This is a genomic window from Halobacillus litoralis, from assembly GCF_020524085.2.
GTDB classification, from domain to species: domain Bacteria; phylum Bacillota; class Bacilli; order Bacillales; family Halobacillaceae; genus Halobacillus; species Halobacillus litoralis_E.
Genome location: NZ_CP129016.1, coordinates 463,306 through 485,000 on the forward strand (window position 1 = coordinate 463,306; position 21,695 = coordinate 485,000).

General features: G+C 44.1%; 20 protein-coding genes and 3 pseudogenes (1 of these 23 running past the window's edge). 5 read left to right on the forward strand and 18 right to left on the reverse strand.

What is annotated here, in order from left to right; genetic code table 11:
- Positions 1 to 127: 127 nt before the first annotated feature.
- From LC065_RS02375 to LC065_RS02400, 6 genes are all read right to left on the reverse strand, one after another.
- Positions 128 to 1,174: a bifunctional transcriptional activator/DNA repair enzyme AdaA gene (locus LC065_RS02375; RefSeq protein WP_226593622.1), complete on the reverse strand. Its 1,047-nt coding sequence runs from the start codon at positions 1,172 to 1,174 to the stop codon at positions 128 to 130.
- Between the two features lie 299 nt (positions 1,175 to 1,473).
- Positions 1,474 to 2,622, reverse strand: a complete 1,149-nt coding sequence (locus LC065_RS02380) for an MFS transporter (protein ID WP_226593620.1) — start codon at positions 2,620 to 2,622, stop codon at positions 1,474 to 1,476.
- Between the two features lie 325 nt (positions 2,623 to 2,947).
- Positions 2,948 to 3,865 carry an endonuclease I family protein gene (locus LC065_RS02385; RefSeq protein WP_306163735.1) on the reverse strand — a complete coding sequence of 306 codons (918 nt, stop codon included), beginning with the start codon at positions 3,863 to 3,865 and terminating at the stop codon, positions 2,948 to 2,950.
- 810 nt (positions 3,866 to 4,675) lie between these two features.
- The gene (locus LC065_RS02390) at positions 4,676 to 4,978 is read right to left on the reverse strand and encodes a hypothetical protein (protein WP_226593617.1); all 303 of its coding nucleotides are present in this window, start codon (positions 4,976 to 4,978) and stop codon (positions 4,676 to 4,678) included.
- Positions 4,971 to 5,600 (reverse strand): hypothetical protein, encoded by a 630-nt coding sequence (locus LC065_RS02395; protein WP_226593615.1) that lies wholly within the window; start codon positions 5,598 to 5,600, stop codon positions 4,971 to 4,973. Before LC065_RS02395 ends, LC065_RS02390 begins: the two co-directional genes overlap by 8 nt.
- 7 nt (positions 5,601 to 5,607) lie before the next feature.
- On the reverse strand, positions 5,608 to 6,306 hold the full coding sequence (locus LC065_RS02400) for a hypothetical protein (protein ID WP_226593613.1): 699 nt from the start codon (positions 6,304 to 6,306) through the stop codon (positions 5,608 to 5,610).
- Between the two features lie 438 nt (positions 6,307 to 6,744).
- Here LC065_RS02400 and LC065_RS02405 point away from each other — a divergent pair, with 438 nt between their 5' ends.
- Positions 6,745 to 6,966 (forward strand): tyrosine-type recombinase/integrase, encoded by a 222-nt coding sequence (locus LC065_RS02405; RefSeq protein WP_226593611.1) that lies wholly within the window; start codon positions 6,745 to 6,747, stop codon positions 6,964 to 6,966.
- Positions 6,967 to 7,427: 461 nt separating this feature from the next.
- Here LC065_RS02405 and LC065_RS02410 read toward each other — a convergent pair whose 3' ends face one another.
- The 5 genes and pseudogenes from LC065_RS02410 to groES form a co-directional block, all read right to left on the reverse strand.
- A complete protein-coding gene (locus LC065_RS02410) occupies positions 7,428 to 7,874 on the reverse strand; it encodes a threonine/serine exporter family protein (protein WP_226593609.1) in 447 nt (148 codons plus the stop codon).
- An 18-nt stretch (positions 7,875 to 7,892) separates the two neighbouring features.
- A pseudogene (locus LC065_RS02415) lies at positions 7,893 to 8,599 on the reverse strand (threonine/serine exporter family protein).
- An 87-nt stretch (positions 8,600 to 8,686) separates the two neighbouring features.
- Positions 8,687 to 8,821: pseudogene (locus tag LC065_RS20650) on the reverse strand (IS91 family transposase); the annotation flags it as partial.
- Positions 8,822 to 9,641: 820 nt separating this feature from the next.
- On the reverse strand, positions 9,642 to 11,273 hold the full coding sequence (groL, locus tag LC065_RS02420) for a chaperonin GroEL (protein ID WP_226593607.1): 1,632 nt from the start codon (positions 11,271 to 11,273) through the stop codon (positions 9,642 to 9,644).
- Positions 11,274 to 11,329: 56 nt separating this feature from the next.
- Positions 11,330 to 11,614, reverse strand: coding sequence for a co-chaperone GroES (gene groES, locus LC065_RS02425; protein ID WP_089654972.1), 285 nt, complete (start codon positions 11,612 to 11,614; stop codon positions 11,330 to 11,332).
- Between the two features lie 262 nt (positions 11,615 to 11,876).
- Between groES and LC065_RS02430 the strand changes: the two genes are divergently transcribed.
- Positions 11,877 to 12,593 carry a CPBP family intramembrane glutamic endopeptidase gene (locus LC065_RS02430; protein ID WP_226593605.1) on the forward strand — a complete coding sequence of 239 codons (717 nt, stop codon included), beginning with the start codon at positions 11,877 to 11,879 and terminating at the stop codon, positions 12,591 to 12,593.
- A 1-nt stretch (position 12,594) separates the two neighbouring features.
- Positions 12,595 to 12,795, forward strand: coding sequence for a YdiK family protein (locus LC065_RS02435; RefSeq protein ID WP_226593603.1), 201 nt, complete (start codon positions 12,595 to 12,597; stop codon positions 12,793 to 12,795).
- 52 nt (positions 12,796 to 12,847) lie between these two features.
- Here the strand turns inward: LC065_RS02435 and LC065_RS02440 are convergent, their stop codons facing one another.
- Complete coding sequence (locus LC065_RS02440) at positions 12,848 to 14,248, reverse strand: MDR family MFS transporter (protein ID WP_226593601.1); 1,401 nt, start codon at positions 14,246 to 14,248, stop codon at positions 12,848 to 12,850.
- 173 nt (positions 14,249 to 14,421) lie between these two features.
- Here LC065_RS02440 and LC065_RS02445 point away from each other — a divergent pair, with 173 nt between their 5' ends.
- Positions 14,422 to 15,243: an SDR family oxidoreductase gene (locus LC065_RS02445; protein ID WP_226593599.1), complete on the forward strand. Its 822-nt coding sequence runs from the start codon at positions 14,422 to 14,424 to the stop codon at positions 15,241 to 15,243.
- A 34-nt stretch (positions 15,244 to 15,277) separates the two neighbouring features.
- Here the strand turns inward: LC065_RS02445 and LC065_RS02450 are convergent, their stop codons facing one another.
- The 3 genes and pseudogenes from LC065_RS02450 to moaC all read right to left on the reverse strand — a co-directional run bounded on the left by LC065_RS02450 (position 15,278) and on the right by moaC (position 17,048).
- Positions 15,278 to 15,829 carry a GNAT family N-acetyltransferase gene (locus LC065_RS02450; protein ID WP_306163736.1) on the reverse strand — a complete coding sequence of 184 codons (552 nt, stop codon included), beginning with the start codon at positions 15,827 to 15,829 and terminating at the stop codon, positions 15,278 to 15,280.
- A gap of 61 nt (positions 15,830 to 15,890) precedes the next feature.
- A pseudogene (locus LC065_RS02455) lies at positions 15,891 to 16,550 on the reverse strand (redox-sensing transcriptional repressor Rex).
- Between the two features lie 15 nt (positions 16,551 to 16,565).
- Positions 16,566 to 17,048: a cyclic pyranopterin monophosphate synthase MoaC gene (moaC, locus tag LC065_RS02460; RefSeq protein ID WP_226593593.1), complete on the reverse strand. Its 483-nt coding sequence runs from the start codon at positions 17,046 to 17,048 to the stop codon at positions 16,566 to 16,568.
- Between the two features lie 160 nt (positions 17,049 to 17,208).
- Between moaC and LC065_RS02465 the strand changes: the two genes are divergently transcribed.
- Complete coding sequence (locus LC065_RS02465; RefSeq protein ID WP_226593591.1) at positions 17,209 to 19,143, forward strand: ABC-F family ATP-binding cassette domain-containing protein; 1,935 nt, start codon at positions 17,209 to 17,211, stop codon at positions 19,141 to 19,143.
- Positions 19,144 to 19,610: 467 nt separating this feature from the next.
- Here LC065_RS02465 and tsaD read toward each other — a convergent pair whose 3' ends face one another.
- The 3 genes in view from tsaD to tsaB are tightly spaced (at most 1 nt apart) and all read right to left on the reverse strand, a layout consistent with a single transcriptional unit that may run on beyond the window.
- Positions 19,611 to 20,642 (reverse strand): tRNA (adenosine(37)-N6)-threonylcarbamoyltransferase complex transferase subunit TsaD, encoded by a 1,032-nt coding sequence (tsaD, locus tag LC065_RS02470; protein WP_226593589.1) that lies wholly within the window; start codon positions 20,640 to 20,642, stop codon positions 19,611 to 19,613.
- Complete coding sequence (gene rimI / locus LC065_RS02475) at positions 20,639 to 21,082, reverse strand: ribosomal protein S18-alanine N-acetyltransferase (protein ID WP_226593587.1); 444 nt, start codon at positions 21,080 to 21,082, stop codon at positions 20,639 to 20,641. Before rimI ends, tsaD begins: the two co-directional genes overlap by 4 nt.
- Position 21,083: 1 nt before the next feature.
- Positions 21,084 to 21,695: the 3' portion of a tRNA (adenosine(37)-N6)-threonylcarbamoyltransferase complex dimerization subunit type 1 TsaB gene (gene tsaB, locus LC065_RS02480; protein WP_226593585.1), read on the reverse strand. 75 nt of this gene lie beyond the right edge of the window; the window shows 612 of its 687 coding nt (coding positions 76-687); its start codon lies off the right edge, out of view — the gene reads right to left on this strand; its stop codon occupies positions 21,084 to 21,086.

The following is a 21,695-nucleotide window of genomic DNA, read 5'->3' on the forward strand; positions in this document are numbered from 1 at the left end:
ACTTTTTGATTAGATAGGGAATCTTGTATAACTTCTGAACTGCCACCACCCAAACATTATAGATGATCAAAGGTTCACCTCTCACAGATCAATGTGCCCGTTCTTTTGCAAATTCTGTTTGATTAGGTTATTCCCCTTTGCCTTCTAAGTCTATAAGCCATTTCTTTCTTGCGATACCTCCACCATATCCACCTAATGTGCCGTCACTACGAATCACCCGATGACAAGGAACCACAAGCGCAATCTGATTGGCTCCGTTAGCTCCAGCAACCGCACGTGTAGAAGTTGGCTTACCAATTTCACAAGCCATTTCAGAATATGTACGGGTTTCTCCAAAAGGAATTTCTCTCAATTTTGCCCACACCATTTTTTGAAAAGGTGTCCCCAGCCATTTAATTGGCGTTTTAAATTCAGTTAATTCTCCTTTAAAATACAAATCCAACTCCCTTTCGATTGATTGGATGGCCTCGGTCTTCCCTGGTATGATCGCTGCCTTCGTTTTATTCCTGAGAATTTCGACCTCTCTTTCTAAACCACGACGATCCACAAATTCGAGAAGATAAAGGTCAGTCTCATCTGCTATTGCAATCATTGGTCCCATCCTTGTATCTAACCAAGATACTGTGAGTATGCGATTTTCTTGAACTGACGTAGGGGTTTCTCCCATGATCCGAGAAAAAGCATCTCTAAAACCGCTGCCGGATTCATAACCTGTGTGTAGCTGTGCATCAATAACAGCCTTTCCTGATCGAATTTCTTTCATAGCAAGGCCCATTCTTCTTGCCCGGGCGTATAGCACAAATGTCATCCCAAAACGTTTTTTAAATTGACGGCGGGCTGTTGATTCATCCACAGAGAATTCTCGGAAGTCTTTCTCCCGCCATTTTTTCTCTGGGTTTTCCTCAACCGCCTGCACAAGTTTTTGAACAAGTTCAGAGACTTGATTGGGGTGAGAAAGAGGAGAACATCTCTTGCAAGGACGAAACGAGGCTAGAAGCGCTTCTTGAGGAGTAAAGAAAAATTCGCAGTTCTCAAATTTAGGTTTCCTTGCAGGGCATGTTGGTCGACAAAACACCCCTGTGCTCTTAACTCCTACAAAGAAAGAACCTTCATATTCGGTGTTTCTTTCAAGTAATGCCTGATAGAATTCCTTTTTCTTAAGATCAGTTATCATCTGAACACCTCTTTAAATTTTTTAAAGGTCGTCTACTTCTTTATTATAGAAAGAATATAAATTTTTGCAGCCGATAATCAGGCATTGATTTTTTTCATACCTTTCTTCTCCTTCTATTCGTTAAAATTTTTGCATTCGACTTTCCACCTCAAGTGAAACATCATAAAGGTAACCGCCCCTCGTATTAACACTTTAGCGAATTAGGAAGTCGTTGAGATGGACAGGAACAAATATAAAAAAGTTCCGCTCACAAGAATATCGAGAGCAGAACTTTTTTCATGATGCCGATACATTGATTTTTAAAATTCATTCCGCAACACCGGCAAAGCAAACAATTTCACCAAGCCGATGATCCCTAACAACAGAAAAATCAAACTGTACGTGGAATAAGCCAAAATCCAACCAAACACCGCCGGCCCGAGGATTGCCCCGATATTCAATACGATGATACAGATGCTGAACCCCTGGGCTGGGAACTTCGGAAAGACTTTCGCACTCCAAATTGGCAGATACGCGGCGTATAACATGAAGGAGATCCCAAACGTCAATCCTGAGAAGCATACAAGCAGCCATCCTTGAGATAAGAACAGGACGGACATGCTGAGGGAATAAAGAACAATCGTCATTGTAAAACTCCATCTCATCCCCCATCTGCTAATAAGTTCTCCCCCTAACAATCCGGCAAGACCTCCAACACCTGTGATCAAGAAAAAAATCGCATTGGAATTAGCGATAGAGAAATTATCCTGAACAAAGTCCGCCGAATACGTCCAATACGTAGACTCCGTGAAACCGAACAAGAACGACGCGGCATAGAACGGCTTCGTATATTTCGTGAACAACGGTTGAAGATCCGTGATTCTGATTCGCTTCACACTTGAATTCTCTTTCTTATACGGGACCTCCTTATACGCCCACCAATAAATAAGGTATCCCACAATAGCTCCACCGCCCCAGACCAGTCTCCAATTTCCGTCCAGGAACAAATAAATGGTAGAGATTATAATTAAACCTACCGTCGATCCCGTACTGATAACGGCAAGTGTCCGCTTATGAATGTTCTCAGGCAGGTGCTCATGAACACTTTGGGAGAAAGAAGACCATGTTAGGCCTGGACTGAACCCTGCAAGCAAACAGGCGGCTGCAAAAACGATCCAGCTCCCCGTAAGAGAGGCAATTAACAATCCCGTCGAAGCGGTCATGATCCCGGCCATTATGACATGCCGTGACCCGAACCTTGATACAAAAAGGACAACCGTCAACGCCCCCACTAAAAAGGTGACAAACGTTAGGCTGGAAATCACCCCTAACATGGAAGTAGAAAGATCGAATGCACTCTTAAATTCACTGAACAATAACCCGTATCCGTACCGAAACCACCCAAATATGATCATTAAAGCAAGCAGACCAATCATGGATATGGGTGGTATCCCCTCTCTTTTTGTCATAAAGTCACCCCATTATCTATTAATTGTTTTTCTGAAATAACTTTTCCCCTTCTTTTTTTCGATTAAAACTTAAAAATAAGGAATTTATTTTAACAGCTGGGGATGACTTGTCATTGACTGAAATTTAGAGTGGGTGTAAGTAAACGTGGTGTAGAGAAATCGTTCGAGATTTGATCGATGAATGGATGAAATAAAAAAAGTTGGCCTCTCTTTTCTTGAGAGTCCAACTTTGATTTCAAGAATAAACTTTATTTTAGGAATGGAATACGCGAAAGTGCCTCCCCCGCTCCATCATTGCGGGGCACCATATACTGAACGATCGTTATTACATTTGGTTATTTCTGAATAACTCATCCATTTCCACCGGATAATCAATAAATGGGTTCCGATTCCCCTGAAGCTCAAAAATCGCGTGATTCCGGTGAAATTCATAAACTTCAGGCGGTTCATTACTATGCCACTCAAGCATAAGGTCCACATCGATTTTTTCTCTATGATTTGATTCCAATTCATCCGGATATCTCAGCAAGAAATAAAGCATCGCTCGAGCCACCGTGCCTTTTGCGTATTCCGGTTCAAATAATTCATCCTCTGCTTTCCCGCATTGATCCTCAATTCGAAGAACCCCCACCTCTTGTCCAGCCGGATAATCATGAAAATCATGATAAGGAAAATTACTTCTGATTGAATTACATAGAGGTTCACAAGTGAATAGATGATGCAGGTCCCCCCGCATGGGCTCCTGCGCGTCATACCAGGATTGAGGAACGGCATGTTCACAATTGTATTTAAAGGCGGTAACGGCCTCTGCCATCACGTGCAGCAGATTCTCCTCCTCTTTGTTCGCTCTTATCTTTTGTTCCCGTTTTTGGGAAGCAGCATAATCTTCATGGATGACGTCCTCCGGTTCTCTTACCTCTCCTGAATAGATGCTCTGCAGCTTGCCATCAGGTCGAAGGTCCACCCAAGGATAAACGTATGAGCTCGGGTCGTAGCGCAAATAGTTTTTATGTGTCGACTGGATTAATTCCGTAACCTTTTCTATTGCCGTGCTGTTGGCAGGATCCGAAAAATCAACAGACGCATAATATTCTTGCTTCGTTTTTTTGTTTTTACTTTCATCAAAGTACACCTGTTCATTCTTAACAATTTCTTCTTTATTTTTCTTCGCTTGTTTGATGATAACATCTATTCGTTCCGGGTCCGTAGATACGGAAATTGCCTCGCTGATCATTTTATCCATCCAGAGATCCCTCCTTTAATATATCCCTAAAAAATGTAAGTGTTACTCTACTTTCTATTACACTGTGCATTCTACTAAATCGTTTAATTCCCCTTCTATAGAGGAAACAAAGGCGACTTTAGAGCATGGATCAATACGTTAGAAGGATATATTCATCTTCTATCATTTGATAGCTGACTCCCTCAATACTAACAATGTGAAAACGATATACATTAGTCAATGGCGAAACAGTACGATTGATTATATCCTAAAGAATTACCCAAACGCTGGGCACGTCATTTTCATTTCATATTTGTGTACTAAGCTTCTTATGGATGTATCTAAAACTCCATTAGCTCTTTGAATTTTCCTGTACCCCTTATTTGATTTTTTTGAGCCAGTACATAAGAGAAGTTGGATCCATCAAATACATGAGCAGAATATCCTCAAAGGTATGCTCTCCGGCTTCCAGATAGCCATACTGATACTAATCAACATACAGTATTCGGTAAACACGTTTTTGAGGCCGCCCTTTGACCATCTAACTCAATAATCGCCTCGTTGTCTGGCGGCTCGTACTCTTCTTGGTTCTGCTCTGTTTTAATAAGCACAAATGAGTATTCCCCATTAGTCTTTCGCTTGGTCGCAAGGTCCTTGTATCCATTGAGAGATGAGATTCTACCTCAACAGTAAGAGAATTCATCGTTAGCCTACTCTCTCCTTCCACATAAAAAGCACCCCCGGAGGGATGCTTATAACACAAGATAATTAAGTATAAATAGAACTGGTCCGTAATGAGTTTTTTAACAAACCTAATGACATTTTAAAAATCTATTCTCCATCTTCATTTTGTTTTTTGGAAAAAATATCAGGCAAAGCAAAAGCACCACAAAGCAAAAAAGTCATACCAGTCCCTATCCAAAAGGCAACTCGTATATCCCCATCTGTAAGAGGTACAGACTCATTCATTTGTGGAACAAATGAATAGCTTGAGATAAACATCAATAACAACGAGTATACTACCACTACAAACCATTGTGACTTTTTCATGACAGCTCTTTTGGCGAGAGTGGTAGTAAACTTGTTTAGTGGATCAGGCGGTCCACCCGTAGCGAAAAGGAGCGTATTAAGCATCTGCTGCCTCCCTCTCGTTCCAATCAATTTTAGCAGATATTATCCCTACAATTGACATCACAAGTCCAACAGTTGAGGAGAACGGTCCTAATAAGCCAGTAATGCCAGCTGTAGCAAAAAAACCAACCAACAAAGAACAAAGAGACCAAATTAAAGTATAGTACTTATAAGTATTGAACTTCATTTGCATTACCTCCTCAATCCTTCTCTCGTTATCCTCATTAATTCCATTGTATGAAGGAGCCACTTCCAAGTTGCCAATTAATTCTGTAGAAAAAAGCTCACCTTCTTCTAGAGGGATAAAACTGTCAGTTCCATCTGCTTCGTTATTGGTTATTCTTGGCGAAGTTTGCTCTACTTCTTTATAGTCTCTTAGCCATAAACTGTTATACTTGTCTATACCCTCATTTTCTACCCATTCTCCACTAAAATCAATATTTTTATACTCCAGCTGTTCATCTTCATAATCTTCACTTTTCTCTTCTAGATGATAATTGAGCAAGATCAATTCACCAGAAGGCTTACGATGATAAAGAAATCGCTTCATGGATGAAGAGTCAGAGAAGGTGGTATCAAGATAGGCACTCTTCTTCTTTTCTTTTTCAACCGTTGCCAAACTCATGAGTTACTCATCCTCTCAATTTACTATCAAATCGACCTAGTAAGTCGATGGCATAACCGTGTGCTTCTTGATAAAACTCAGCACTTTCACCCGATTTGACCGTTCTCTGGCTATATACATCAATGTCAAACAGAATCATATCCTTACTTTCTCCCTTCTGGGACCCGGTGGGCATCTCAAAGGTGATTGAAGTTACAGACTCTACTCTTACACTAACATTTAATCGTACATCTCCTCGCACAAAAACGAACTGAATGTTAGGGTGTTCAACTGTTTCTCCCTCGAAAACGTCTTCCATATCCAAAAGCTTGCTCTTGATACATTCCCAAGCTGCTTCAGTAGAAGGAAACTGCTTACCTACAAAGAAACGAACTCCTATCCGGCCAAATTCATCTATTTCTAATTTATTTGAAATTTCATTAATCGTTTGACTGGAAATCTCGACAAATTCCTCATAAGATTCCGGATTATCAATATCAACTGATGCCCTATCTGAAAATACATGACCAAAGTATTCTTTGTTAGGGTTTAGAAGACGCAATGCTCCGTTTCTCTCATCTCTTCCAAACTTGGTAAAGATATGTTTTGATTGTTTTGCAATCTCATTCAGCTGCCTAATCTCATCGAACAGTAAAGATTTATCGTACCTTACTTCAATTAGTACTTTTTCTAAAGTCATATCCAATCGTCTGATGTCTTCACTCATCTAAATAACCCCTTTTATCACTGACACTCTATTAAGAGATTCTATATTATCCCTCAATATCCTTCTAGTTTCCTATATTACATTAAATTGGATATTACATTCAAATTATTACGAATGTTATTCGTTAAGTAGTAGATTTTGTTTACGTGGCAGGAAGTGTTCCTCCTGTGATTTCTACTGCGTTTCGGTGATTTTGTTGGAATTTACATATTGTGGAATACGATTTGTGTCTGAGTAGATTTCGTAGTCCTGTTGGGCCACCTTGAACCAATCCATCTTATAGCACCACTTTCATAATAAGGTCGAACGATAGGTCGGTGAAGGCTCGTATCATCTGCCTGTTGCGTCTTACTACAACAAAAGGTTTGTTATTGCAAAAATGGCCCGGCAACATGGCTACCCGATTGGCATTAAAACCATTCAGAATAGAGTGGGAGGTTGTTAAAATTTGCAGATCTAAACTCAGAGCTAACACCTCAATCATTAAGGCATACGCGCACATCACTATTAGCCGAAGCGGGTGTCTCACTTGAACAAATCATGGATAGGCGTGGCCATTCAGATGATCAGATTACAAAAGATGTGTATCTCCATGTCACGCAAGAAATAAAAAAAGAAGCTTCCCAAAAGTTCAGCGAACTAATGAGAAGCCTCCGTTAAAAAAAACAATGTTAGCAAAATATTAGCATTTCACTCTTATCTTACATAAATCCCCTCTGTATTAAGGGTTGGGCAGGCAAACTTACATCATGCCGCCCATTCACTCAGCTATTTAATAGGACAATAATAAGACCTACAAAACCTAATTATACTATGGTTTCCATCGCAAAGTTAATTTATAAAATACAATAACTTTTAATACTTTATGAACTGTATCCAGTCATAATCCAGTCTCACTAACATCACCTAGATAATTTTTTCATGTCTCTGGAATCAATCTAACACTGCTTTGAGATGAGTACTGTTTGAGTTGTAGGGCGAACTTCCATGACAGTAGAAGTCCTTACACAAGGCCATACAGCCCTTTATAGCACGGCAAATGACTTTATAGCTGAATGCCAAAACAAGGATTAATCCAGTGGATTATAAAGACAAACAAAAGCGCAAGTGAGAGTCACCCATTACCTCACTTGCGCTTTTGTCTGTTTCACCTTTTTTATAATCTGGTTAAGCACTTCCGAGAACACGAGCCCAAATGCAATGGCACCGGATATCATAAAAGCTTTCGCTGCAATAGAGATAGCGGCGCTGTAGTCATTTTGTACAAAGTTCCGCATCGCGTCATAAGCGAGACTTCCTGGTACGAGAGGAATAATCCCTGGTACGCTAAATATAATCATAGGCGTTTTGAATCTCCTTGCCAGCGTCTGGCTGACCAGGGCAATAACAAAGGAGGCGATGAGTGTAGCCGGGACAGTGTCGACTTCTTTCCATACTAAGAATGCGTAAATCATCCAACCAACCATGCCGACGAGACCACATTTGACGAGCGTATTTCTTGGCGCCTGATAGATGATTCCAAAGGCAGCTGATGCAAAAAAGCTTGCTATGGCATATTCAATCCACATAGTCATTCCTCACGATCTCTAAAATAGTGCAAACATAACAGCAATACCTGCCCCAATTGCAAAAGCCGTTAAAAAGGCCTCCGCCCCCCTTGGCGAGTCCTGAGATAAGATGACCTGCCATCAAATCTCTTACAGCGTTGGTGATGAGCAAGACCAGGGACCAACGGCATGATTGAACCGACAACGATCTTATCAACTTCCTTCCCAATACCGAATGAAAAAAGGGAGAAGGCTGTAAAACCGATCAACAACGAAGCAACGAATTCAGCAACGAATTTAATTTCAAATAATCGAATAAAGTTAATCAATGCAATAAACCCCAGTCCTCCTGCTAAGCAGGCTGGCAGGAAATCGTACCAGCTCCCCTGAAACATGATAGTAAAGAAACCACTCGCTAACGTGGCAGAGATGATTTGCATGAGCATGGAATAGTCTGTAGGACTGGTTTCAATCTTTCTGAGCTCTTTATACGCTACGTGAGTAGACATTTCCCCACTTGCAATCTTTCTGGAGACATTATTCGCAAGGTTCACTTTCTCGAGATTTGTCTCTCGTGCCGAAACTCTTACTAATTTTGCATGGGCACCAGGGCTAATCGTAAACATAATCCCAGTAGGTGTTACATAACTTTGGGATTCATCCCGTCCGAAAGATTGGGCAATCCGCGTCATCGTATCTTCCACACGATAGGTTTCCGCTCCATTTTGTTGCATGATCTTCCCCATTAATAAACATAACTCAATCAAGTCCTCTGTACGCTCCACTCGGTCACCTCAATTCGTATTACAGTATGTTTAGTGTATCTATTCCTATACTAAAAGCTTAAAACCCTTTTTAAAATTTCCATAATCTCGAAACTTCTCCACTTTCTTTTGCACGACTGGCCGGATCTTAGCTCCATATTTGTTCTTAAAGGCTTCCCAATGTTGATGTTCATCAAAGAAAATTCATCGTAAAATATTCGTCTCCGTACAAGTACAATACCACATCATCAAGGGCTGTAGTATTGTCAAAAGTTATACATTCTTTACTTTGAACAAAAACTAATAAAAGAACTATAGGAAAAGAGGTGTGCATTCGTCCCTTTCCACACCTAGGTTTCTTGAATGTATAAACCATTCGGCTATGGGACTTTAGATATTAATAATATCTGCTATTTTTTCTGTTGGCGTTCGGAACAGTGGCAGGTGCCATCGTTCACTCGGTTTACGATGGCCAGATGCCCGAAATAAAGTAGAGGGAATTAAAAAACAAATCCTTTTGGAAAAAGTTATTTGGATTGTAACGAAGTTAAATACAGCTCCTACGAAAAGGACTTGTTACTTAGATAGTTTTATCAATCCCCACGAAATATTAGCTCTCATATGGGGCCTCTATGCCTCTGAAATCTATACCAAGCAATTGAGAAACTACATTTTCCTTAATGACACCTTCTTCAACCAAATAATTTAAAAATGCCCTGATTCGTTGTAATTTTGTATTTATCGCTCCACCATTATTACCATAGTTTTGCCACTCTCTTAGAAATGTTTTTACAAGGCTAGAATTTACGGTCTTCTAAAAAACCTGAAATGCAAATTTTAAAAGCAAAAAAGGACTACCTCCTTTATTTAGGAAGTAGTCCTTTAATTACTAACTATTTATACATTACTTGAAGAGTTTCCAGCCAGACTTTTTTGTGTGTTTCAAACTTTTTCTAGAAAAATCCAGTCAAAACTTATTTGTAATGCAGAAAGAAAACCTATTACATAAGTGGTTTGAGCGTTATTACATCATGCCGCCCATTCCGCCCATGCCACCCATGTCAGGCATGCCGCCGCCATTATCCTCTTCTGGATGATCAGCGACTACCGCTTCTGTTGTCAAGAACATAGCGGCTACGGATGCTGCGTTTTGAAGCGCAGAACGTGTAACTTTTGTAGGGTCAACGATACCTTGTTCAACCATGTTCACCCATTCGCCTGTGGCAGCGTTGAAGCCTACGCCGACTTCTTCAGCTTTCAGACGCTCAACGATGATGGATCCTTCAAGACCTGCGTTGTGAACGATTTGGCGAACCGGCTCTTCAAGCGCACGTAGAACGATGCTTGCACCTGTTGCTTCGTCGTCTACTAGGCCAAGGCCTTCCACAGAGTTGATGATGTTTACAAGCGCTGTACCACCACCGGCAACGATTCCTTCTTCTACTGCTGCTCGCGTAGAGTTCAGGGCGTCTTCGATACGTAGTTTACGCTCTTTCAATTCTGTTTCTGTTGCCGCGCCTACTTTGATGACAGCTACGCCGCCGGAAAGTTTTGCAAGGCGCTCTTGTAGTTTTTCTTTATCGAATTCAGAAGTTGTTTCTTCTGACTGTGCACGGATTTGAGCAACACGGGAAGAGATCTGCTCAGGGTTTCCTGCACCTTCAACGATTGTTGTGTTTTCTTTTGTAATGACTGCTTTAGACGCACGTCCAAGCTGGTCGATTGTTGTATTCTTCAATTCTAGCCCAAGATCTTCTGTGATTACCTGGCCGCCAGTAAGTGTTGCGATATCTTCAAGCATCGATTTACGACGGTCACCGAATCCAGGAGCCTTAACAGCTACCGCGTTGAATGTACCGCGAAGTTTGTTCACAACAAGCGTTGCAAGTGCTTCGCCTTCAACGTCTTCAGAGATCAATAGAAGTGGCTTGGATTGTTGGACCACTTGCTCAAGTACAGGAAGGACTTCCTGGATGTTGTTGATCTTCTTATCTGTAATTAGAATGTAAGGATCTTCAAGAACCGCTTCCATCTTATCTTGGTCAGTGACCATGTATGGAGAAGCATAGCCGCGGTCGAACTGCATACCTTCAACCACTTCTAGTTCTGTGTTGAAACCTTTAGATTCTTCGATTGTGATAACACCGTCGTTACCTACGCGCTCCATCGCTTCAGCGATCAACTGGCCGACTTCATTGTCAGCAGCAGAGATGCTTGCTACTTGTGCAATTGAATCGCGGCCTTCGATAGGTTTAGAGATTTTGCGAAGCTCTTCTGTCGCTACAGCTGTCGCTTTCTCGATACCTTTACGAATACCGACTGGGTTCGCACCGGATGTTACGTTTTTAAGACCTTCACGGATCATTGCCTGTGCAAGAACCGTTGCTGTCGTTGTACCGTCACCAGCAACATCGTTTGTTTTAGAAGCTACTTCAGAAACGAGTTGTGCACCCATGTTTTCGAAGTGGTCTTCCAATTCGATTTCTTTAGCGATGGTCACACCATCGTTTGTGATGAGTGGAGAACCGAACTTCTTATCCAATACGACGTTACGTCCTTTTGGTCCAAGTGTAACTTTAACAGCATTTGCTAATGTATCTACACCACGCAGCATAGAGCGGCGTGCGTCTTCACTAAATTTGATTTCTTTAGCCATTTAAAATGCCCTCCTCATTAAAATCGTATCTCTTAAGTATTTTTATAGGAAAGTGACTACTGGATCACAGCTAGTACATCTGATTCGCGCAGAATCAAGTATTCGCTGCCTTCATACTTCACTTCTGTACCTGCGAATTTAGAATAGATCACGCGGTCGCCTTGTGCGACTTCCAGTGCTACTTTTTCACCGTTGTCTGTGATGCGGCCTGTGCCGACAGCAACAACTTTACCTTCTAGTGGCTTTTCTTTCGCAGAGTCCGGAAGTACAATTCCGCTCGCAGTAGTTTGCTCTTCTTCAACTAGTTCAATAACAATACGATCACCAAGTGGCTTTAACAATTAGGACACCCTCCTTGATATGGTTGTTTCAAATTTTTGTCGTTTATTAGCACTCGTTGATGATGAGTGCTAACACAATTATTATAATAAGCAATTCCCTATCGTTTTTCAAGTAGAAACTATAGAAATTTTGCACTTCTTTTTCGACAAAATTCTTACACTGACCCTTATTCCTTACGTCTGGTTTTGAAACTGTGATAGAATACATAAAGTATGTATATTGAAGCTATTAAAAGGTATTTATAAAAGGAGTCGTGCCTTTATGCCGAAACATTATTGGTACATCATTGTGACCTATCTCATCACACAGATTTCTGCCATTGCGGCTGTCCCGGTTCTCGTCAAGGCTGCGGGGATGTCCCGCTTCGATGCGATTGCCGTCTGGTCTGTGTTCAGTTTTACGATTGCCACCATCATCATCCTTCTCCTGCTCCGCCGCGATCCACAGGATGCTCTAGCCCGGAGTGAGGATAAAGCAGGTCCGGGGAAAGTCGTTCTCTGGTCGATTGCCGGTGTCTTTTTAGCCTTGTTCGCCCAAGCCATTGCTGCGACCATTGAACGTGAATTGTTCGGTGTATCGCCGGGATCTGAGAATACGATGGGATTGATGGAAATCGCCCGTGAATCGCCGTTGTTCATCCTCCTTCCTGTCGTGTTTGCACCGATTACGGAAGAGATCATTTTCCGTAAGATCATCTTCGGTTCGATTTATAAGCGGACGAATTTCTGGCTGGCTGTTCTCGTATCCGCTCTCGTCTTCGGAGCGTTCCATTTCGATTTCAGCCACATGTTAGTTTACTTCTCCATGGGAGTCGTTTTCGCCTTCCTTTATGTCAAAACTAAACGAATTATTACACCAATCGTGGCTCATATGGCAATGAACTCGTTTGTTGTCGTTTCGCAGTACTTCCTCACTGAAGAGGATATCCGCCGCATGCAGGAACAGCTGGAGACCATCTTTATTGGAGGCTTTTTATAATATGAGAACATCACCCTTATTCATGGCTTTTCTTTACATGATGATGGGGGTAGCATTCACGTACATCGCCGCACAGTCGGCAGAAGAGACGGTGTGGAATGCGATGACCATCATCCTGGCCATTGTCGCGACATTCAACATTGCCGTAGCGATCCGGCTTATCAATCTACACAACAAGATTAAAAATTCAAAAAAGAAGTAATGTCGCAAAAAAAGCAGGTCCACACTCGTGGACCTGCTTTTTTCTACGCTTCCTACTCCTCTTCATCCTGCACACCTTTTAATATGAAAGAAAACGGAATCGCGATGATCAGCACAATCGCAGATACAAGAAACGCTTCATTGAGCGTCTGCAGGGTGGCGGCCTGCATATCGATATCCGGATTCGCAGATACTTGCGCACGTCTTACTTCATAATAAATGGAGAAAAACACGATACCCAGCGAAGAGGAAATCTGCCGAATGATGTTGTTCATGGCAGATCCTTGAGCAACAAGATGTTCCGGAATGCTGTTCATACCGGATGTGGTCGCCGGCATATTTCCCATTCCCATCCCGAGACCTCTCACTGTGTTCAACAAAAGAATCAGCCAGTACGGGGTGGACAGCTGTAAAAAGCTCAAACCGAGGGTCGCGAGCGCCATAATCGTAAGTCCTGGTGGCACGACGTATTTCGGGCCTTTCTTATCAAGAATACGTCCTCCGATCGACATGAACACCCCGCTCGCGGCTGCGGCCGGTAGAAACAACAGGCCAGTCATCACTTCGTTCAGACCGTACACATTTTGGATCAGTAATGGCAGTAGGAAGATTCCTGAGAACAAGCCAATGGATGCAGCTGAAGTGACGACGATGGAAACGGAATAGGTCGGCACTTTAAAGACGGACAAGTTCAACAGTGGGTCCTCCTGGCGGTTTTCGTAAAAAACGAAAAGGACGATCGCAATCAGTCCACCCACAATCAATGCAATGTTCAAGGGATCGAACAACGTCTCAAGCGTCCTTCCCCTTCCTAAGGCAAACAGCACCGAGCCAATGCCTGCCGCAATAATGATGAAACCGACAAGGTCAAACCGCTTCGCCGGATTCGTTTCCGTACGTTCGAGAAATTTCGAAGATAAAATAAGTCCAGTCAGTCCGAACGGAATATTGAAGGCGAATAACCACGGCCAGTCGAGGTACTGGATGAGAAATCCACCAATAGTCGGTCCGATGGCTGGTGCGACCATAGCGGCGACGCCGTACACTCCGACCGCAAGCCCCCGTTCATAACGTGGAAACGAATTAAAGATGAGTGCCATGGCGATCGGCATCATCAATCCTCCGGCCATACCCTGAATCGCCCGGGATAGGATGACCATACCAAGCGTCGATGAAAAGAATCCGAGCGTGGAGCCTGCAAGGAAAATACAGAGTCCGACGAGGTACACTTTCTTTTTCCCGAACCGGTCACCGAAATAGCCGGTGAGCGGCATCGTCATCCCCATCGATACCATGAAGATCGTCAGTATCCACCCGACCGCGACGGCATCCGATTCAAAAATCTCGATGAACCGCGGCAGGATCGGGTTCAGCATACTATTGTTCAAGATAACCGTGAACGTCCCGAACAGGACAGACACGACCACAAGCCATTTATGAGGCAGTTTACTCATTGTCTCACCTGCTTTCTTTCGATACGCGAACTATTCTTTACTATACCACCTCAGCTGTTCGCTAACCATGATTCCGCATGTTTCGACTGTAAGCGCCTTCTGTGCTGTCAAAGGTTTACGACGTTTCTATAAGGGGGTAAAAGTCATACCAACGACAAAAGGAGGTCTTTAATATGGGACGTTTAGATAATAAAATCGCTGTCGTCACCGGCTCTGCAACCGGGATCGGTGCGGCGACCGTAAAACGATTCGCCAGTGAAGGAGCAAAGGTCATCTGCGGGGATATCAATGTAGAAGAAGTACAGAAAACAGTGGATGAAGTGGAGAGCGAAGGTGGAAAAGCAGAAGCCGTAGAGCTTGATGTTTCCGATGTAGGCAGTGTCCAGCAGTTTGCCAATTACGTAGAAGAGCATTACGGGAAGGTCGACATCCTGTTCAACAATGCAGGCGTCGATCAAGAAGGCGGAAAGGTCCACGAATATCCGGTCGAGCTGTTTGATCAAATCATCGCTGTAGACTTGAGAGGAACTTTTTTGACGAGCAAATACATCCTCCCGCTTATGCTTGAAAATGGTGGCTCTGTCATCAATACATCGTCCATGTCCGGCCAGGCTGCGGATCTCGATCGCTCCGGATACAACGCAGCGAAAGGCGGGATTACGAACTTCACGAGAGCGATGGCGATCGACTATGCGCGTGAAGGGATCCGTGTCAATTCAATTTCCCCAGGTACCATCGAAACGCCACTCGTTCAAGAGCTTGCCGGAACGAAACAGGAAGAAGAAGGCCGAGAATTCCGTGAAGCAAATAAATGGGTCACACCGATGGGAAGGCTGGGGCGTCCGGAAGAAATGGCCAATGTCGCCCTTTTCCTTGCCTCGGATGAAAGTTCCTATGTGACAGGAGAAGATATTACTGCGGATGGTGGCATTATGGCCTACACATGGCCTGGCAAGATGCTGATGGACAAAAGCTGGAAAGAGAATACAGAATAATATAAAAGAAGCTCAGCGTTAGGCTGAGCTTCTTTTATTCTGCGTTCTTATAGTAGATCAAGTTGTCCGTCCACTCCCCAAACTCATGAATGAACCCTTTTCTAGTGCACTCATACTCTAACCCGATACTTTCCGCCAGTTTGATGGAGGGCGAGTTATCCAAGTTGATATGGGCCTCGATTCGGTGGTAATTCAATTGATGAAAAGCGATCTGTAATGCTTCTGCTATTGCTTCTTTTCCAAAGCCCTTCTGCCAATGTTGGTTATGTAAGGCATACCCGATTCTTCCCCACTGAAAGTCATATCTTACTAAGGTAGAGAAATCAATCATCCCCACGTGTGTATGATCTTCCTTCTGAAAAATGCCTAAGACGTACGCGGTATCCTCTACAGCCAGCTGCTGGTGTTTCTCCACCAGTTCACCAAACCATTCTTTCGTACATTCACTCATATCTATCTGTCCTTCATCATGCCGGTGCTTGGACGGGAGCCGACTCTCGAATCCATGCAGCCAGCTTTCATAATCCCTTTTTTCAAGTTTGATAACCAATCTATCTGTTTCTGATCCAACCGTGAACGTTTCCAAATTCCTACCCCCCTAAAAAAACGAGTGAGAAACCAGATGATTTCACACTCGTTTATCTTTCTTATTGGTCTTCTTCCACTTCCCCTTCGTTCAGTGGATAGTGCTTCAGGAAATAGACGAGGGCCTGCAGCTCGATGGCAAGGTCGATATGATGGACCCTTACATTCGATGGCACGCTGATCCTCGCTGGTGTAAAGTTGAGGATTCCTGAGATCCCCGCTTTCACAAGCCTGTCCGCAATCCCTTGAGCGGCAGATGAAGGGACCGTGAGGATGGCAACGGAAATGTCGCCGAGCTTTTCCTCTAAGTCGTCAATGTGCTCGACACCGACGCCCCCGACCTCAGAACCGATTCGCTCCTCATTCGCATCAAAAGCGATTTCGATTTTCGTATTGTTGTTTTTCGTGAAGTTATAGTTTAAAAATGCCGTCCCCAGATTTCCGACACCGATCAAAGCGACACGTGTCGTTTCATCCTGGTCGAGCGTCTTTCTGAAAAAGGAGAGCAAGTACTCGACGTTGTAGCCGTACCCTTTTTTCCCGAGTGCTCCGAAATAGGAAAAATCGCGGCGGATCGTCGCTGAATCGACTTTGACCGCATCGCTCAGTTCTTTCGAAGACACACGCAGTTTGCCCTAGGTATGAAGGTTGTTCAAAAAGCGATAGTAGAGCGGCAGCCGCTTCGCTGTCGCCTGTGGAATCTTCGTTTGTTCGATATCCATTAGCACCGGACTCCTTTATCTGTTTCTCGTGTAGTCGCCGTTCTTCCCGCCCGTCTTTTCTTTCAAGTAGGTCGGGCCGATGACCATTCCTTTATCTAATGCTTTACACATATCGTAAACCGTGAGGGCTGTGGCTGAAGCGGCCGTTAGCGCTTCCATTTCCACCCCTGTACTTCCCTTCGTCTTGACAGAAACCTCGATGTTTAATGTCGGCTGGTCTTCTGTTTCCCAATCGAAGGACACATCGATGCCTTTCAACGACAACGGATGGCACATCGGAATCCAGTCGGACGTGTTTTTCGCTGCCATGATCCCTGCGACCTGAGCCACGGAAAGCACGTCCCCTTTTCCTATCTCATGGTTGGTGATTTTATGATAAATCTCTTCATTCACTTGTACACTCGTTGCTGCCACAGCCGTCCGTACGGAATCTTTTTTGTCTGAAATATCCACCATACGGGCGCGGCCCTGATCATTAAAATGACTGAACTCCGCCATTTTCTTCTACCCCTTTTTGTTAACTGTACTGATTGAAACACTACTCTTATTCTACCAAAAAATCAATCGGAAGTCGTTAAAGATTTCACATACTTCAAGAGCATTGTGTTGCTAGGTGGCGCGCCGATGAGATACACTGATTTTATTGAGGTGAAACGACATGATTCTCATGCAATTGAACCAATTGACGAAGCGTTTCGGCGCCGAGTTGATTTTATCGAATATCAAATTGGAAGTGCAGATGAACGACCGGATCGCCATCGTCGGTCGGAACGGAGCAGGAAAATCGACCCTGCTCAAAATGATGGCAGGTGAAATGAGTCACGATGAGGGCAATATTTTCAAACCAAAAGAAACGACGATCGGATACCTCGCCCAAAATACGGGGCTGCAGTCTGAGGAAACCATTTGGAACGAAATGGAGAAGGTGTTCACCCACCTGAAGGACTTGGAAAAAGAGCTCCGCTCCATGGAAGTGCAAATGGCGGATCCGGACTTGCTTGACGATCAAAAACGCTACCAGCAGCTGTTAGCGGATTATGACCGCAAGCAGGAATACTTCAAGACCGCAGGCGGGTACCAATATGAAGCGGATATCCGCGGTGTATTGAACGGGTTGAACTTCAAAAACTTCAACTGGGATACACCGATCAACTCCTTAAGTGGCGGGCAAAAAACACGCCTGGCACTCGGAAAGCTTTTGCTGACAAGTCCGGATGTCCTGATCCTCGATGAGCCGACGAACCACTTGGACATCGATACGCTGAGCTGGCTTGAAGGTTACCTGCAGGGCTATCAAGGAGCCGTGGTCATTGTCTCGCACGACCGCTACTTCCTGGACAAGATCGTCAATACCGTGTACGAAATCGCGTTTCAATCATCCAAGCGTTACCACGGCAACTACAGCGATTATTTAAAAAAGAAAGAAGCGGATTACGAGCAGGAACTCAAACGCTTTGAGAAACAGCAAGAAGAAATCAAGCGCATGGAAGATTTCATTCAGAAAAACATCGTCCGTGCCACAACAAGTAAACGGGCACAAAGCCGTCGCAAGCAATTGGAGAAAATGGACAAGCTTGAAAAACCGAAGGACGACAACCAATCGGCGAAGTTCAGCTTCCAGACAGCGAAACGAAGCGGTAACGATGTGTTGAAGCTGCGTAACTATGCGTTTCGATATGATGACAGCGACGACTACCTTTTCGATCATGTGTCCCTTGACTTGAACCGCGGAGATTCTGTTGCGCTCGTCGGACCGAACGGTGTCGGAAAGACGACGTTATTGAAGACACTCATCGGCGACTTGGAACAGTCGAAAGGTGAAAAGCTGATCGGTACGAACGTGCAGATCGGTTACTACGATCAGGAACAGACAAAGCTGAACTCAACGAAAACCGTCCTGAACGAGCTTTGGGACGAGTACCCGATGAAGAACGAAAAAGATATCCGCACCATCCTTGGCAATTTCCTTTTCTCAGGTGAGGATGTCCTGAAGCCTGTCTCTGCACTCAGTGGTGGAGAGAAAGCGAGACTGTCCTTAGCGAAACTGATGATGCAGGAAGCAAACTTCTTAATCTTGGACGAGCCGACCAACCACCTGGACCTCGACAGTAAAGAAGTATTAGAAGCAGCGCTTGTGGATTATCCAGGTACGCTCTTGTTCGTTTCTCATGACCGTTACTTTATCAACAAGATTGCGACACAGGTTGTGGAAATGAATCCTGAAGAGACTCGTCTGTTCCTTGGTGATTATGACTACTATGTAGATAAGAAGCAGGAAGAATACGAGTTGCAGCAAATCGAAGAAGCCGAACGACTTCAGAACGAACCGAAGAAGCAGGAAGCTCAGCAGAAGAACAGCTTTGAAGAAGACAAAGCGGCAAAGCGTGAAGAACGGAAGAAAAACCGGCGCATCGCTGAGATCGAAGAAGAAATCGAACAGCTGGAAGCGAGACTCGAAGGAAACGAAGCGCTCCTCTGTGACCCGGACATCTACCAGGACCACGAAAGATCACTGGAAATCACAGAAGACAACAACCAGCTCCAAACCAAACTCGAAGCCCTCTTGGAAGAATGGGAAACCCTCCATGAGTGATCACTGACAGAAAGAGGTGTACCAGGTCATCCATATTATGGATGACCTGGTACACCATTTTTTTCCATATGAAAAGTGTTTGAACGAGTTTTCTCTTCCTTAGAGTGAATCCAAACAAAGGATGATGGATATTCACTTTTTAATAATGCATGCAGGTCCTATGCATAAGCGTGTATGAATGATGATTCAGTATCCACATAGTTTTCAACAGTTGAATAGCGTTATTAACAGTTTTCAACAGGGTTATGCACATTATCCACAAAAAACATTAAATTTATCCACAATTTTGGTACCGTTTTCTTTCCTATTCCTACTTATCCACTGATGAATTATCCACTGTATGTTTATACACATGTGGATAATTATATTTCCTCTAATGAGGCTCTCACTTATACACAACACCCTTTAAAAAGGGAAAAGCCCTCCTTATTTATAAAGGAGAGCTTTGATCGTTCACGTTCACGACCTTATTTTTTTCTTGCACCAAAGAGCTCTAGGTCCAGCCCTGGATTGGCATTCAAATCCCATCCTGCCCGGTGTCCCTGATTGTACGCAACCGCTCCAGCAGCAGCGATCATTGCGGCATTATCTGTACACAAATGAAGCGGTGGAATGAGCAATTCTGTTTCGCTTCCTTCGAACTTCTCCTGAAGCGCAGCTCTCAGTCCTTTATTAGCAGCGACACCACCTGCGACAATCATTTGTTTCACACCATACTCCTCAGCAGCAAGGAAAGCTTTTGTGGATAACACGTCCACCACGCTCGCCTGAAAGCTTGCGGCAACATCCTCAGGTTTCAAGTGTTCATCCCTCTGCTTCGCTTTGTGAAGACGGTTAATCACTGCTGATTTCAATCCGCTGAAACTGAAATCATAGGACCCATCTTCAAGCCAGGCACGAGGGAAATCGATGCTCTCTTCCCCTTCTTGCGCGAGACGGTCGATTTGAGGTCCGCCTGGGTATGGAAGCTTCAGGGTTCGTGCCACTTTGTCATACGCTTCCCCTGCCGCATCATCTCGCGTTTCACCGATAATTTCAAAGGATCCATGCTCATGCATCAATACAAGCTCCGTATGCCCACCAGAAACGACGAGGGAAAGGAGTGGAAATTCAAATTCCTTTTCCAGGCGGTTCGCATAAATGTGACCCGCAATATGATGCACGCCAACAAGAGGCTTCTGTTTAGCAAAAGCGATCGATTTCGCTGCATTGACACCGACAAGGAGAGCGCCGACCAGTCCAGGTCCCTCCGTCACGGCAATGGCATCCATATCGTCGAGTGTCATCCCCGCGTCATCCAGTGCTTCTTCAAGTGTGATCGTCATCTGTTCGATATGGTGTCTCGAGGCAATCTCCGGGACCACCCCACCGAAACGCTTATGACTTTCAATTTGAGAAGCAACAATGTTTGTAATCAGTTCGGTTTCATTTTTAACAATCGCTACGGCCGTTTCATCACAACTCGTCTCAATCGCTAAAATATATTGATCTTTCTTCATTTTAATCCCACCCACATCACTAACGCATCTTCACCGTTGTCCGAGTAGTACCTTTTTCTGATTCCTCCAGGTACCATGCCAAACTTCCGGTACATATGCTGCGCGGCTGTATTTGAAACTCTCACTTCAAGCGACAGCTGGATCGCTCCATGCTCAATTGCTTCGTTACACGTATAACGAAACAAGCGTTCTCCATACTTGTTTCCTCTATGGTCCGGATGAATGGCGATGTTCGTGACATGCGCTTCATCAATGATCAACCACAAACCACAGTATCCAATGATATCGTCCTCTTTTTGTACGACATAATAATACGCATAAGGATTGTCTTCCATCTCTTTCTCAAAAGTTTCCCCAGACCATGGTACGGCAAAAGAAGCCTTTTCGACTTCCATAACAGCTCCTACATCATCCTTCGTCATTCTCCTTATTATCGCCATCTTACTTCTTCCCCTGCTGCTCCAACCATTTTGCTTCCGCCTCAGGAATTCGCAAGTAGTTCGGCACAAGGTCATGCAACGGTCCTGGTTCCTTGTCTTCTGCTACAGAGGCAATGATGGCCGGCCGTGCATAGTGGTAAGGAGCTTTCGGGAGAACCGCCTGATCGCCAAGAATCTCGACAATTTTTTCTTCATGCACCGCTATATCTTGACTGAGGAAAAGTACCGGTTCATTCATTTCCTTCAATTGATAAAGCCAGTCCTCCATTAAGACGTTCGTCTCGTCCATTTCAAGCGTCATATCAGAACGATAGAGACCTGTATAGACGAGTCCCCGTCGTGCATCAAAGAACGGACAGACATATCCTTGGAAAAAGGCTCCCTGCCTCGCTACAGCTTCTAAGCTCGATACACCCACAACGGGAATCCCGAGCGACCATGCCATCGTTTTTGCCGTCGTCAATCCGATCCGCACACCCGTGTAGGAACCGGGCCCATGAGCGACCGCAATTCTGTCCAAGTCGTCCGGCTGCATCCCCGTCTCCTTCATCACCTGATCAATCGCAGGCATTAAACGGATGGAGTGATTCTTTTTGATATTCGTCACATACTC

Coding starts and splice junctions, on each gene's coding strand:
- LC065_RS02465 (WP_226593591.1), top strand. CDS start 17,209: ATGATTCTCATGCAATTGAACCAATTGACGAAGCGTTTCGGCGCCGAG.
- LC065_RS02380 (WP_226593620.1), bottom strand. CDS start 2,622: ATGACAAAAAGAGAGGGGATACCACCCATATCCATGATTGGTCTGCTT.
- rimI (WP_226593587.1), bottom strand. CDS start 21,082: ATGGCGATAATAAGGAGAATGACGAAGGATGATGTAGGAGCTGTTATG.
- LC065_RS02385 (WP_306163735.1), bottom strand. CDS start 3,865: ATGGATAAAATGATCAGCGAGGCAATTTCCGTATCTACGGACCCGGAA.
- LC065_RS02435 (WP_226593603.1), top strand. CDS start 12,595: ATGAGAACATCACCCTTATTCATGGCTTTTCTTTACATGATGATGGGG.
- LC065_RS02400 (WP_226593613.1), bottom strand. CDS start 6,306: ATGAGTGAAGACATCAGACGATTGGATATGACTTTAGAAAAAGTACTA.
- tsaD (WP_226593589.1), bottom strand. CDS start 20,642: ATGAAGAAAGATCAATATATTTTAGCGATTGAGACGAGTTGTGATGAA.
- LC065_RS02430 (WP_226593605.1), top strand. CDS start 11,877: ATGCCGAAACATTATTGGTACATCATTGTGACCTATCTCATCACACAG.
- LC065_RS02440 (WP_226593601.1), bottom strand. CDS start 14,248: ATGAGTAAACTGCCTCATAAATGGCTTGTGGTCGTGTCTGTCCTGTTC.
- groL (WP_226593607.1), bottom strand. CDS start 11,273: ATGGCTAAAGAAATCAAATTTAGTGAAGACGCACGCCGCTCTATGCTG.
- LC065_RS02410 (WP_226593609.1), bottom strand. CDS start 7,874: ATGTGGATTGAATATGCCATAGCAAGCTTTTTTGCATCAGCTGCCTTT.
- LC065_RS02390 (WP_226593617.1), bottom strand. CDS start 4,978: ATGCTTAATACGCTCCTTTTCGCTACGGGTGGACCGCCTGATCCACTA.
- LC065_RS02445 (WP_226593599.1), top strand. CDS start 14,422: ATGGGACGTTTAGATAATAAAATCGCTGTCGTCACCGGCTCTGCAACC.
- LC065_RS02395 (WP_226593615.1), bottom strand. CDS start 5,600: ATGAGTTTGGCAACGGTTGAAAAAGAAAAGAAGAAGAGTGCCTATCTT.
- LC065_RS02375 (WP_226593622.1), bottom strand. CDS start 1,174: ATGATAACTGATCTTAAGAAAAAGGAATTCTATCAGGCATTACTTGAA.
- moaC (WP_226593593.1), bottom strand. CDS start 17,048: ATGGCGGAGTTCAGTCATTTTAATGATCAGGGCCGCGCCCGTATGGTG.